Origin of the sequence: Xanthobacter pseudotagetidis, from assembly GCF_043194795.2 — a bacterium.
Lineage (GTDB): Bacteria > Pseudomonadota > Alphaproteobacteria > Rhizobiales > Xanthobacteraceae > Xanthobacter > Xanthobacter tagetidis_A.
In genome coordinates, this window is record NZ_CM195534.1 from 2,911,030 (window position 1) to 2,923,870 (window position 12,841).

The window sequence follows — 12,841 nt, forward strand, 5'->3', positions numbered from 1 at the left end:
GGCCGGAGCCATAGCCCCATGGCGCCGCCGGAGCAAGGCCGCGGTGGCGCGCACCGGTGGACGGTGGCGCAAGGGCGATGTGGCAGACGGCCGCCTGAAGGCGGCCCGTGCCCTATTGCTGGACCGGAACCGACTTGGCGCCGATATCGGCGGATTCCGCCGCGGTGGGCTTCGGCTGCACCGGCTGCGAGGGCGGCAGCGGAATCACCCGCACCTGGCGCCTGCCGGGCTGCTCGGAGGCGGGGGCGAGCGGCGCCGAGGCGGTGGCGGCGAGAGAGGGGGCGTTGGGCAGGCCGGCCTCGGCCGGCGCCTGGGGCGCGCCCGCCCGGCCCTTGGCGTCGCCGAACTTCGGCAGCGACATCTCGCGCGCCTGCTCCTCGGTGACGATGATGTCGCCCTTGCGCAGGGTGGTTTTGTCCTCCAGCCCGGCGAGCGCCTGCGCCCACGACTGGCCGGCCGGCTTGCAGGTGCAGGAGGAGACCAGCTCCTTGCGGTAGCGCAGCGCGTTCGGCAGCGACATGTAGGACTGGCCGGCGACGTTGGTGGCGTTGCGGATGTCGTCGCCGGGAATGGTGAAGAGCTGCGTCTCCGCTGCCGGGCACAAGCGCTTGCACAGCGACTCGTCCTGCGCGAAGCGGCCGGGCGAGGAATAGTTCGCCATGGGGAAGAAGTAGCCGTCGCACGTGCGCACGCACACGGTCTTGTAGCTGGACGGCCTCGGCGTCTCGAGGGGCAGGACCTCCAGGTCCGGCGAGCTTTCACCGGACTGGATCGGGCCGCCGAACAGCGCCTCGAAGAAGTTGCGCGGCCGCTGCTGCTGCGGAACCTGGCGCACCGCGGCGGCGTATTGCGGGCCGCAATTGTTCTGCGCGAGGGCGATGATGAGGGCGCGGCGCTGGCCCTGGTCGTCGCCGCCAGAGCGCTCGGTGGCGGCGAGCTGCGAGCGCAGGCGCGAGATCTGGTCGGAGATCTGGTCGCACTGGGGCGGCCGGGGCGGGCCCTGGAAGATCAGGAAGCCGCGCGGCGCATCACAGCCCATGCCGTTGGCCTGGCGGGTGAGCTGGTCGAGGTCGGAGCGGATGCGCGCCGCCTGGTTCTGCTGCTGGGCGCGGGCGCCGACGCCACGGTCGAGCGCGACCAGCTGGGCTTCGAGCTGCGGGCAGATCGCGTTCTGGGCCAGCGCCGGTCCGGCGGCTCCCGCCATCAGCAACGCCGCGAACCCGGCGCCGCGCGCCAGCGCCCCGAGCCGTTCCACAACCTTCCCCGCAGAGCCCATGCGCAAACTCTCTTCCGTACCGCCCCCGCGTGCACGCCGAACGCGCCGGCGCGCAATCTCATTTTTATAGCGCGGTGGGCTTGCCCAATGGTGACCAAACTAAGGAATTGCGCGCCCGAACGGGCGGGCGCGCCGAAAGCCGAGCGCCTCAGCTCTTGCCGCGGGTACGGATGTTGAAGCCGTCGAAGGCGTATTCCGCGATCTGCCACCACACCAGCTGGTCGGCCCGGATGGCGTTCATGGAATCGAGCGCCTGCTTGAACGCGGCGTTGCTGGCGGCGAGCTCCGCGTAGAGGTCCTGCGCCGCCTTGTAGCCCGCCTCCATGATCGGGGCGGGGAAGGGGCGCAGCTCCACGCCCTGCTGCACCAGGCGGCGCAAGGCGGGCGGGTTCACCGAATCGTACTTCGCCAGCATCCAGTTGTTGGCGGCCTCGGCGGCGTTGCGCACGATCGCCTGGTAGTGCTTGGGCAGCGCCGCCCACTTCTGGGCGTTCACCACCAGGTGCAGCATGGCGCCGCCCTCCCACCAGCCGGGATAATAGTAGTATTTCGCCACCTTCACGAGGCCGAGCTTCTCGTCGTCATAGGGGCCGACGAACTCGGCGGCGTCGATGGAGCCGCGCTCCAGCGCCGGGAACACGTCGCCGGGGGCGATCTGCTGCGGCACCACGCCGAGCTTCGCCAGCACCTGCCCGCCGATGCCGCCGATGCGGAACTTCAGGCCCTTGAGGTCGGCGACATCGTTCAGCTCCTTGCGGAAGAAGCCGCCCATCTGGCAGCCCGAATTGCCCATGGGGATGGAGGTGACGTTGTACTTGGCGAGCACGCCGTTGATGATCTCAGCGCCGCCGCCGAAGAACCACCAGGAATGCTGCTGGCGCGAGTTGAAGCCGAACGGCACGCCGGTGCCGAAGGCCAGCGTCGGGTCCTTGCCGGAATAGAAGTAGGTCGCGGTCTGGGCGCAGTCGACGGCGCCGGTTGAGACCGAATCCAGCGCCTGGAGGCCGGGCACGATCTCGCCCGCCGGGAAGGTCTGGATCTGGAACGCGCCGTCGGTCGCCTCGGCGACGAAGCGGGCGAACATCTGCGCCGTGCCGTAGATGGTGTCGAGCGAGCGCGGGAAGGAGGAGGTGAGGCGCCACTTCACCTGCGGCTGCGACTGGGCGATCGCCGGCGCGGCGAGGCCGCCGGAGGCGAGTGTGGCGGCGGAGGCGCCCACGAAGGCGCGGCGCGAGGGGACCATGGCGTCTCTCCTGAGCGACCTTGTTCCGCCGCCGTTCGGCCGGCGGCGCTTGAGCCGCGACCGGTGTCACGGCGCGCGGGCGCAGTCAATCGCCGCGCAACGCAGGGCCCCTCCGCGCCGGCCGCGACCCGGCGGGCGAGGAGGGCCGGACGTCTTCCCCTTTGGCCGCTGCAACCCCATATCTGGCGCCGATCGGGCGCGCATGGCGGCGGGCCGATGGCCACGGGAGCGAAGGCGAGACGATGACGCGGATTTCAAGCGGGGCCTGCCGTGCCATGGTCGCCGCCGGGCTCCTTCTGGCCTGCGCCGGGGCGCCGGCGCAGGCCCAGGAGCCGGACCTCATCCTCAAGAAGTCCACGGTGTGGAAGTTCCTTACCCCCGACGACAAGCTCGCGGTCTACGGCATCGACGATCCGGTGGTGGACGGTGTCGCCTGCCACTACACGACGCCCGAGAAGGGCGGCGTCTCCGGCATGTTCGGGGTGGCCGAGGAGACCTCCGACATCTCGCTCGCCTGCCGGCAGATCGGGCCGATCGCGTTCAAGGGCAAGTTCGAGCAGGGCGACGTGGTGTTCCGCGAGAGCCGCTCCTTCTTCTTCAAGAAGATGCAGATCGTCCGCGGCTGCGACACCAAGCGCAACGTGCTGGTCTATCTCGTCTATTCCGACAAGCTGATCGACGGCAGCCCGAAGAACTCCACCTCCACCGTCCCCATCATGCCGTGGGGCGGGCAGGGGGAGGTGCCCAAATGCGCGGACTTCCTGAAGAAGGGATGGTGAGGGGCGGGCGGGCCATCCCCGCGCGGCGGCGCCGGAATCAGGTCGGCGGCGCGTGAACGCGCACCTCGCCCCGGCGCAGGAACAGGCCGGTGTCGAACGCCGACAGATCGAGCGGATTGGGCAGGCGCACGTCGCCGAAGCCGGGGCAGGGCCGTGACGCGGCGTCGTAGCTGCGGTCGATCTGCGACAGGAGGACGAGGGTCTGCCTCCGCTCCCGCGCGAATGCCTTGAGGCCCGCAATCTGGACCTCGAGCGGCGGCGTGTCCCGCCGATGGTCGAGCAGCTGGAGATAGTCGATCACCGCCAGCGTGCCGCCGGCGCGGTCATTGAGGCTGCGGGCAATATGATCGGCGTCGATCGTCGCCGCGCAGTCGACGGTCAGGCGGGACGCAAGGCCGCCCTCGCAGCCGACCGCGCCGAGGCGCCGCGCCACGCTGGCCGGCGTCTCCTCCAAGCTGAAGACGGCGGCGTGCCGGCCCGTCGCCAGCGCCCGGGCGGCCAGAGCGATGCCGAGCAGGGTCTTGCCTTCGCCCGGCCGCGCGCCGAGCAGGACCATGCTCCCGGGCGCGAGCCGGCCGAGGAGGTCGGTGGCCCGGGCGCGCAGGGTGATCGCCAGAGCCACCGCCGGTGCCGGCGTCGCCGCAACCATGTGGCTCCAGCTCCGGAAGCGCTCGGCGGCGGCGACGTCGTTCAGAGCGCGATGAAGGGGAATGCCGCTGCGGCGCGCGCGCAGGCGCGCCTCGCGACGCAGTTCGTGAAGGGGGCGGGACGGAAGGCGGGACGGCGACATGCGGAACCTCCGCTCGCGAGCAAAGCGCCGCAATCCCTCCGCATGCCTGCTGCCCGAACGGCCGGTTCAAACACGATGGCCCTGCGCGCTGGCGCTGTCCCGGTCGGAGGGGGGAGGCATGGACCCTGCATTGAGGCCAAGGCTAGCCGATTCCCATCCGTGCCGCGAGGTGGCCGGCGCGTGCCCTAGAGAAAGCTCACCTTGCCGGTGCCGATGTCATAGACGGCGGCGGCCGACTTGAGGTTTCCGGTCGCGGCCTGCGCGGACAGGATGGGCGTGGTGCTCTCCGCCAGCTTCGCGTTCAGCTTGGCGTTCTGCGCCGTGGCCGCGGCCAGAAGATCGCTTGGATTGCTTCGCATGGCATCGTAGACGGCAGGCCGCAGGGCGTTGACGAGGCTCGGCAGATGGCCGGGAGGCAGGGTCTTGTCCCGGATCGACGTGATCGTGGCCTCCACAGCGCCGCAGGAGGTGTGGCCGAGAACCACGACCAGCTTGACGCCGAGAACGGCGGCCCCGAACTCCAGGCTCGCCAGCCCGTCCTCGTTGATGAAATTGCCTGCCACCCGCACGATGAACAACTCGCCCGGCCCCTGGTCGAAGACCAGCTCGGGCACAACGCGCGAGTCGGAGCAGGCGACGATGGCCGCGAAAGGCCGCTGCCCGCGCGAGCGCATCACGCGATCGGCGGAATGATCGACGTTGAGGGGCTTGTTGGCCACGTAGCGGGCGTTGCCCTCGACCAGGCGCTTCAATGCCTCATCGGGGGAAACGGGCGCGGCCGGGCTGGTTTGCGCGAAGGCGGAAGAGGCGAGCAGCGGCGCAGCGGCAAGCGCCAGGCCCCCCGCCAGCAGGCCGCGGCGGCCAATGGTCCGTGGTGAACACTTCTCGCACATGGGCGTTCCTCTCCCGACAGGGGGTGAGCGACGTCTTCGCCGCCAATTGGACAGGCCTCATCCGCAGGGATGCGGCGGGCGAGTCGCGGGCGAACATAGCCGACTTCGGGAGAGAGGCTTGGTCGGAGCCGATCACAAATCCGAAGATTCATGCGCTATTGCAGGGATTTCGACCGGTGCGGCCGGCGGGGGGGTTGCCCCTTACTATCGCGAGCAGGTGATCGCCACCACCGGCGGGCACAGGGGGCCGTGGCAGGCGGGGCTGGCGACGGCCCCGGAGGAGATCGGCGTCATGGCGTCGTTCGCCACCCGGCCGAAATCGATGGCGCGATCATAATCGTGGGCGCGGCACCAGGCGGTGGCGATGCGCTCGCCGCAGGGCGCGCCGGTGGCGAGGCATGCGTCCACGCCGTAGCCGTCCGAGCTGTCGATGAGGAAGATCCGCGTCTCCGCGCGGGCCTCGCCGGCGAAGGCGACCATGGCGAGCAGGGCGGCTGCGAGGAGGCGGGACGGCGCGGCGGGCGATTTCGGCAAGAGCGGCATCGGCATGAGCGGATTCATGACCTTTCGGACGTGTCGTCCGTCGTGATCGGCGAGGACGGATGGCCGGGAGCCTCCGGCCTAGAGCGAAGCGGCGGCGGGCGCGTCACGCCACGCTGGCGCGCCGATTCCAGCCATTGTGTGGCATCCATTGTGTGGCATCGCGCGCGGCGCCTCTCCCGCAAGAGGCGTCGGTCGCGGTCAGCCAGCGTACGCGCCACACGGGCCAAGCCAATATGCAGGGTTGCGCCGCAGGTCAACGCGTCGCGGCGGCCGAGGGCGCCATGCCTGCTGCCGCGGATGGCCTGTGAAATCCCTTGACGGGCGGCGCGCGCGGAACCATTGTCCCGCGCCATGCAAGGTTCTTTCACCATCGTCGGCGCCACTCTGCCGATTATTTGCGGCTAGCCCTCACGCTGGCCGTGGCCGTCCCTTGCTCATCTTGCTGATGCCTTGAGGATCTGGACGCCCGGCTGGTGCGGGCGCGAGCGCGCGCCGAACACGCGGAGCGGAGCGATCCATGGAGCTTAGGCTCTACAACACCCTGACGCGGTCGAAGGACCCCTTCCGCCCGCTCGATCCGGCGCGGGTGCGCATGTATGTGTGCGGACCGACCGTCTACGACCACGCGCATATCGGCAATGCGCGTCCGGTCATCGTGTTCGACGTGCTGTTCCGCCTCCTGCGCCGGCTCTACGGCCCGAAGGCGGTGACCTATGTGCGCAACATCACGGACGTGGACGACAAGATCAACGCCCGCGCCGCCGAGCGGGGCATCTCCATCCGCGACCTGACGGAGGAGACCTACGCCTGGTTCCGCGAGGACGTGGCGGCCCTCGGCTGCCTGCCGCCGAGCGTCGAGCCGCGCGCCACCGAGCACATCGCCGAGATGCACGCCCTCATCGAGCGCCTCGTCGCCTCCGGGCACGCTTATGTCGCCGAGGAGCACGTGCTGTTCAACGTGCCCTCCATGCCCGACTACGGGCAGCTGTCGCGCCGCCCGCTCGACGAGATGATCGCCGGCGCCCGTGTCGACGTCGCGCCCTACAAGCGCGACGCCATGGACTTCGTGCTGTGGAAGCCGAGCTTCGATGGTGCCCCCGGCTGGCCCTCGCCGTGCGGCATCGCCACCCCCGGCCGGCCCGGCTGGCACATCGAGTGCTCGGCCATGTCGTGGCGGCACCTGGGCGAGACCTTCGACATCCACGGCGGCGGCATCGACCTCGTGTTCCCGCACCACGAGAACGAGATCGCCCAGTCGCGCTGCGCCTTCCACACCGGCGTGATGGCGCAGGTGTGGATGCACAACGGCTTCCTGATGCTGGAAGGCGAGAAGATGTCGAAGTCGCTCGGCAACTTCGTCACCATCCGCGAGCTGCTCGGCGAATGGCCGGGCGAGGTGCTGCGCCTCGCCATGCTCTCCACCCACTATCGCCAGCCCATCAACTGGACGCGCCAGGGTCTCGGCTTCGCCGCCAAGACGCTGGACCGCTGGTATCGCGTCGTCGGCGACGTGGTGTCGGTCACCGGCGACGAGAACCCGTTCGAGGCCGAGCTTGCCGAGCGCCTGGGCGACGACCTCAACACGCCTTCCGCCATCGCCCACCTGCACCATCTCGCGGACGTCGCCGAGGACGTGGACGCCTCGCCTGACCTGCGCCGCCGCTTCAAGGGCGCCGCCAACCTGCTCGGCCTGCTCGCCGACACCGAAAGCGGGTGGCGCGCGCGGGCGAAAGAGGCCATCGCCATCGACGAGAAGCTCATCGAGGGCCTCATCGCCGAGCGCCTCGCCGCCCGCAAGGCCAAGGACTTCAAGCGCGCAGACCAGATCCGCGAGGAGCTGGCGGCGGGCGGCATCGTGCTCATGGACAACAAGGACGGCACCACCAGCTGGGAGATCGCGCGATGAGCACGCCCGCGAAGATCGCCCTGCGGCCCTATCTGCCCGCCGACGCGCCGGTGCTGGCGGCGCTGTTCCGTGCCTCGGTCGCCGAGCTGACGGGCGAGGACTATGACGAGGAGCAGCAGGAGGCCTGGATGGCCGCCGCCGACGACCAGGCGGCCTTCGCCAACCGGCTTTCCGGCCTGCTCACCGTGGTGGCGCTCCGGGGCAGCGAGCCGGTGGGCTTCGTCGCCCTGAAGGACAACGAGCATATCGAGCTTCTCTACGTGCGCCCGGACGCCGCCGGCACCGGCGTCGGCGCCGCGCTCGCCGGCGCCGTGGAAGCGCTCGCCAAGGCGCGCGGCAAGACCGCGCTCACGGTGGACGCCAGCGACACGGCGCTCGGCTTCTTCCAGCACCGCGGCTACGAGGCCCAGCGCCGCAACATGGTGCCCCGCGCCGACACCTGGCTCGGCAACACCAGCATGAAGAAGGCCCTGGGGGAGGGGAGATGATGCTGGTTGAACGCCACGACCTCCCGGCTGGCATTGCCGCCGGCGATCAGGGTCAGAAAGAGCAAGCCCCCATGGCCAAGGAACGCCTCTATCTCTTCGACACCACTCTGCGCGACGGCGCGCAGACCAATGGGGTGGACTTCACCGTCGCCGACAAGCTGAAGGTGATGGGGCTCCTGGACAGCCTCGGCGTCGACTACATCGAGGCCGGCTATCCCGGCGCCAATCCCACCGACACCCAGCTGTTCGCCGAGAGCCACCCGGCCAAGGCGCGCGTCACCGCCTTCGGCATGACCAAGCGGCCCGGACGCTCGGCCGCCAACGATCCGGGCGTCGCCGCGCTGCTCGATGCCAAGGCGGATGCCATCTGCTTCGTCGCCAAGGCCTCGGCCTACCAGGTGCGGGTGGCGCTCGAATGCTCCAAGGAGGACAACCTCGATTCGATCCGCGACAGCGTGAAGGCGGCGGTCGCCGCCGGACGCGAGGCGCTGGTGGACTGCGAGCACTTCTTCGACGGCTACAAGGAAGATTCCGATTTCGCGCTCGCCTGCGCCCGCACCGCTTTCGAGGCCGGCGCGCGCTGGGTGGTGCTCTGCGACACCAATGGCGGGACCTTGCCGCACGAGGTGGAGGAGATCGTCCACAAGGTGGTCGAGGTGGTGCCGGGCGACCATGTGGGCATCCATGCCCACAATGACACAGAGCAGGCGGTGGCGAACTCGCTCGCCGCGGTGCGCGCCGGCGCGCGCCAGATCCAGGGCACGCTCAACGGCCTCGGCGAGCGCTGCGGCAATGCCAACCTCGTCTCCCTGATCCCGACGCTGCTGCTGAAGGGCGACTTCGCCGACCGCTTCGAGATCGGCGTCGACCGCGCGCGCCTCGCCCACCTCTCCCAGGTCTCGCGCACCCTCGACGAGATGCTGAACCGGGCGCCGAACCGCCATGCGCCCTATGTGGGCGACAGCGCCTTCGCCACCAAGGCCGGCATCCACGCCTCGGCAATCCTGAAGGACCCCGCCACCTATGAGCATGTGCCGCCGGAGACGGTGGGCAACCGCCGCAAGGTGCTGGTCTCGGACCAGGCGGGCAAGTCCAACGTCCTGTCCGAGCTGGAGCGGCTCGGAGTCGCGGTGGACAAGGGCGACCCGCGCGTCGCCCGGCTGTTGGACGAGGTGAAGAGCCGCGAGGCGCTGGGCTATTCCTACGAGGCGGCGGATGCCTCGTTCGCGCTGCTGGCGAAGCGCATGCTGGGCTCGGTGCCGGACTTCTTCGCCGTCGAGCGCTTCAGCGTGAAGGTGGAGCGGCGCTTCAACGCCAAGGGCGAGATGGTGACGGTCGCCGAGGCGATCGTGAAGGTGGAGGTGGACGGCGAGGTGCTGATCTCCGCCGCCGAGGGCAACGGGCCGGTGAACGCGCTGGACGTCGCCCTGCGCAAGGACCTCGGCAAGTACCAGCCCTTCATCTCCGGCCTCAAGCTCACCGACTACCGGGTGCGCATCCTCGACGGCGGCACCGAGGCCATCACCCGCGTGCTGATCGAGAGCGCGGACGAGACCGGCGACCGCTGGACCACGGTGGGCGTCTCGCCGAACATCATCGACGCCTCGTTCCAGGCGCTGATCGATTCCATCACCTGGAAGCTGCTGAAGGAAGGCGCGCGGCCCTGAGGGCGCGGCGGCCGCCGCCGCTGCCGAGACGGTCATCGCCGGGCATGTCCCGGCCATCCACGCCGGGCCGATGTCCTGCCGTCACGAAGCTTTCCCGGGGGGCTCTCCCAGCCGCGGCCCGCCAGCGCCGGGGGACGGGATAGACCGCGCCGGCCGCGAGGAGCATGGCCGCCGCAGCGCGGGAAAAGCGGCGCCGCGCACCATCACATCTTCTCGGTCACGGCTTCCGCATCGCCCCGCAGCGTGTCGTCCGGCACCCGCGCCGCCGCGGCCTGGAGCATGGGCAGGATCTCGTCCACGCTCTCCGCCACCAGCACCTCCACGGAATATTCCTGCCGGATGAAGGCGGTGGCGCGCATGTGGTCGAGCAGCTTCAGGAGCGGGTCCCAGAAGCCGGCGATATTGGCGAGGAGGATGGGCTTCCTGTGCTGGCCGAGCTGGGCCCAGGTGAGCTGCTCCACCAGTTCCTCCAGCGTGCCGACGCCGCCGGGCAAAGCGACGAAGGCGTCCGCCTGCTCGAACATCAGCCGCTTGCGCTCGTGCATGTCGTTGACCACCAGCATCTCGGCCTCGTGGGCGAAGGCGCGCTCGCGGCGCACCAGGAAGCCAGGGATGATGCCGGTGACCTTGCCGCCGCCGAGCGCGGCGGCGCTCGCCACCTCGCCCATCAGCCCGATGCCGCCGCCGCCATAGATGAGGCGGACGCCGTGATCCGCCAGGATGCGCCCGAATCGGCGCGCCTCGGCGGCGAACAGGGGATCGGAGCCGGGAGAGGAGCCGCAATAGACGCAGACGCTTTGAATATGAGCCATGGCCTTGATTTAAGGATGAAGCTTCGGCGCCGCCACCATCGGCGTGCGGCGCGACGAAATCGTGACGCATCGGAAAATCGCACCCGCCGCCTTCAAAAAGCGACGTTCATCGGCTATCGGCGATGAACGATGGATGATGTCACTCAACCTCGCTCCGTGTGCCCGGCGCCGATGAGCGACGCGGAGGCCGAGAGCCTCGCAACGCGGATGCGCGCGCTCGGCCATCCGGCCCGGCTTGCGGCGCTGCGCATGCTGGCGCGGCGCGACTGCTGCCCCTGCGGCGACATCGTGCGCGAGCTGCCGCTCGCCCAGTCCACCGTTTCCGAGCACCTCAAGGTGCTGGTCGCCGCAGGGCTCGTCAGCGCCCGCCCGGACGGCCAGCGCACCCACTACCAGATCGATGCCGCGGAGGTGCGCCGCCTCAGAGGCGAGCTCGACGCCTTCCTCGGCCGGCTGCTCCCCACGCCCGCAAGCGGCGCGGAGCACGACTAGGAATATCATGTCCCCGACACCGAACACTCCGGCTCCCCGTTCCGCGCCCGGCGCGCGCCTCGCCGCCACCGTGCGGGCGCTGTGGCCCTATCTGTGGCCTGTCGACCGGCCGGACCTGAAGCGCCGCGTGGTCCTCACCTTCCTGCTGCTGTTCGCCGCCAAGGGCGCCACCATGGTGGTGCCGTTCGTGTTCAAGTGGGCGACCGACGCGCTTGCCGCCGAGGCGGACGGGCAGGGGGACGGGGCAACCATCGCCTACATCCTCGGCGCGCCGATCCTGCTGACGCTCGCCTACGGCCTTGCCCGCGTCACCATGGCCGGCGTCACCCAGTTGCGCGACGGCCTGTTCGCGCAGGTGGCGCTGCATGCGGTGCGCAAGCTCGCCATGGTCACCTTCCGCCACATGCACCAGCTCTCGCTGCGCTTCCACCTGGAGCGGCGCACCGGCGGGCTCACCCGCATCCTGGAGCGGGCGCGCGACGGCATCGAGACCATCGTGCGCATGCTGATGCTCCAGCTCGCGCCCACCATGGTCGAGCTGGCGATGGTGCTGGGCGTGCTCTATTTCGCCTTCGACTGGCGCTATGCGGCGGTGGTGGCGGTGACGGTCGCGCTCTACACCGCCTTCACCTACCAGGCCAGCGAGTGGCGGATCGCCATCCGCCGCGAGATGAACGACAGCGACACCGACGCTGCCTCCAAGGCCGTGGACAGCCTCTTGAACTACGAGACGGTGAAGTATTTCGGCGCCGAGACGTGGGAGGCGGCCCGCTACGACCGCTCGGTGGCGCGCTACGAGAAGGCGACCGTCAAGACCTACACCTCGCTCGCCTGGCTGAATGCCGGCCAGGCGCTGATCTTCACCGCCGGCCTCACGGCGCTGATGGTGCTGTGCGTGACGGACATCCGCGCCGGGCGCCAGAGCGTCGGCTCGTTCGTCATGGTCAACGCCATGATGATCCAGTTCTACGTGCCGCTGAACTTCCTCGGCATGATCTACCGCGAGATCAAGCAGGCCATGGTGGACATCGAGGCCATGTTCACGGTGCTCGCGCGCGATCCCGAGATCAAGGACGCGCCGGGCGCGCCGGGCCTCGTGGTTTCCGGCGGCACGGTGCGGTTCGAGGATGTGCGCTTCGCCTACGATCCGGAGCGGGAGATCCTGAAGGGCGTCACCTTCGAGGTGCCGGCGGGGCGCACGGTTGCCATCGTCGGGCCGTCCGGGGCCGGCAAGTCGACGCTCTCGCGCCTTCTGTTCCGCTTCTATGACGTCTCGGAGGGCCGCATCACCATTGACGGGCAGGACATCCGCCAAGTGACGCAGGACAGCCTGCGCGCCGCCATCGGCATGGTCCCGCAGGACACGGTGCTGTTCAACGACACCATCGCCTACAACATCCGCTACGGCCGGCCCGGCGCCTCCGACGCCGAGGTGGAGGAGGCGGCGCGCCTCGCCCAGATCGACGGCTTCATCCGCGCGACCCCGCACGGCTTCAGGACCGAGGTGGGCGAGCGCGGCCTGAAGCTCTCCGGCGGCGAGAAGCAGCGTGTGGCCATCGCCCGCACCATCCTCAAGGCGCCGCCGATCCTGGTGCTGGACGAGGCGACGAGCGCCCTCGACAGCCACACCGAGCGGGAGATACAGAGCGCGCTCGACAGGGTCTCGGAAGGACGCACCACCCTCGTCATCGCCCATCGCCTGTCCACCGTAGTGGGGGCGGACGAGATCCTGGTGCTGGCCGAAGGCCGAGTGGCGGAGCGCGGCAGCCATGCCGCGCTGCTCGCCAAGGGCGGTCTCTATGCGGCGCTCTGGAACCGCCAGCGCGAGGCCGAGAGCGCCCAGGAGAAGGTGCGCGCCGCCGAGGAGGAACTCGTCGGCCGCGAGCACGCTCTGACGCGCGACGCGGACCCGGACCTGCGCGAGGACGCCCCGAGCGCGGCGTGAGGGCACA

Annotated in this window: 12 protein-coding genes; 6 read left to right on the plus strand and 6 right to left on the minus strand. The window is 70.0% G+C overall.

Features of this window, described 5'->3' with window-relative positions; all coding sequences use genetic code 11:
• Positions 1 to 112: 112 nt before the first annotated feature.
• Positions 113 to 1,276: a DUF2865 domain-containing protein gene (locus tag V5F67_RS13320; RefSeq protein ID WP_394017383.1), complete on the minus strand. Its 1,164-nt coding sequence runs from the start codon at positions 1,274 to 1,276 to the stop codon at positions 113 to 115.
• Positions 1,277 to 1,424: 148 nt separating this feature from the next.
• On the minus strand, positions 1,425 to 2,519 hold the full coding sequence (locus V5F67_RS13325; protein ID WP_394017382.1) for a TRAP transporter substrate-binding protein: 1,095 nt from the start codon (positions 2,517 to 2,519) through the stop codon (positions 1,425 to 1,427).
• A gap of 242 nt (positions 2,520 to 2,761) precedes the next feature.
• On the opposite strand from V5F67_RS13325, the gene V5F67_RS13330 reads away from it, so the two are divergent.
• Positions 2,762 to 3,298, plus strand: coding sequence for a CreA family protein (locus V5F67_RS13330; RefSeq protein WP_394017381.1), 537 nt, complete (start codon positions 2,762 to 2,764; stop codon positions 3,296 to 3,298).
• Between the two features lie 37 nt (positions 3,299 to 3,335).
• Here V5F67_RS13330 and V5F67_RS13335 read toward each other — a convergent pair whose 3' ends face one another.
• The 3 genes from V5F67_RS13335 to V5F67_RS13345 form a co-directional block, all read right to left on the minus strand.
• Positions 3,336 to 4,088 carry a DNA helicase gene (locus tag V5F67_RS13335; protein ID WP_394017380.1) on the minus strand — a complete coding sequence of 251 codons (753 nt, stop codon included), beginning with the start codon at positions 4,086 to 4,088 and terminating at the stop codon, positions 3,336 to 3,338.
• A 185-nt stretch (positions 4,089 to 4,273) separates the two neighbouring features.
• Positions 4,274 to 4,981, minus strand: a complete 708-nt coding sequence (locus V5F67_RS13340; RefSeq protein ID WP_394017379.1) for a carbonic anhydrase — start codon at positions 4,979 to 4,981, stop codon at positions 4,274 to 4,276.
• Positions 4,982 to 5,185: 204 nt separating this feature from the next.
• Entirely contained in the window at positions 5,186 to 5,530 is a 345-nt protein-coding gene (locus V5F67_RS13345) for a hypothetical protein (RefSeq protein WP_394017378.1), read from the minus strand.
• Positions 5,531 to 6,041: 511 nt separating this feature from the next.
• Here V5F67_RS13345 and cysS point away from each other — a divergent pair.
• From cysS to cimA, 3 genes are all read left to right on the plus strand, one after another.
• A complete protein-coding gene (cysS, locus tag V5F67_RS13350) occupies positions 6,042 to 7,430 on the plus strand; it encodes a cysteine--tRNA ligase (RefSeq protein WP_394017376.1) in 1,389 nt (462 codons plus the stop codon).
• Entirely contained in the window at positions 7,427 to 7,918 is a 492-nt protein-coding gene (locus tag V5F67_RS13355; protein WP_394017374.1) for a GNAT family N-acetyltransferase, read from the plus strand. Before cysS ends, V5F67_RS13355 begins: the two co-directional genes overlap by 4 nt.
• Positions 7,919 to 7,989: 71 nt before the next feature.
• On the plus strand, positions 7,990 to 9,585 hold the full coding sequence (gene cimA / locus V5F67_RS13360) for a citramalate synthase (RefSeq protein ID WP_394017372.1): 1,596 nt from the start codon (positions 7,990 to 7,992) through the stop codon (positions 9,583 to 9,585).
• Positions 9,586 to 9,788: 203 nt separating this feature from the next.
• Here cimA and V5F67_RS13365 read toward each other — a convergent pair whose 3' ends face one another.
• Complete coding sequence (locus V5F67_RS13365) at positions 9,789 to 10,397, minus strand: LOG family protein (RefSeq protein ID WP_394017370.1); 609 nt, start codon at positions 10,395 to 10,397, stop codon at positions 9,789 to 9,791.
• A 171-nt stretch (positions 10,398 to 10,568) separates the two neighbouring features.
• Between V5F67_RS13365 and V5F67_RS13370 the strand changes: the two genes are divergently transcribed.
• Together V5F67_RS13370 and V5F67_RS13375 are read left to right on the plus strand one after the other, a co-directional pair.
• Positions 10,569 to 10,889 (plus strand): ArsR/SmtB family transcription factor, encoded by a 321-nt coding sequence (locus V5F67_RS13370; protein WP_394017368.1) that lies wholly within the window; start codon positions 10,569 to 10,571, stop codon positions 10,887 to 10,889.
• A 7-nt stretch (positions 10,890 to 10,896) separates the two neighbouring features.
• A complete protein-coding gene (locus V5F67_RS13375) occupies positions 10,897 to 12,834 on the plus strand; it encodes an ABCB family ABC transporter ATP-binding protein/permease (protein WP_394017366.1) in 1,938 nt (645 codons plus the stop codon).
• Positions 12,835 to 12,841 lie beyond the last annotated feature (7 nt).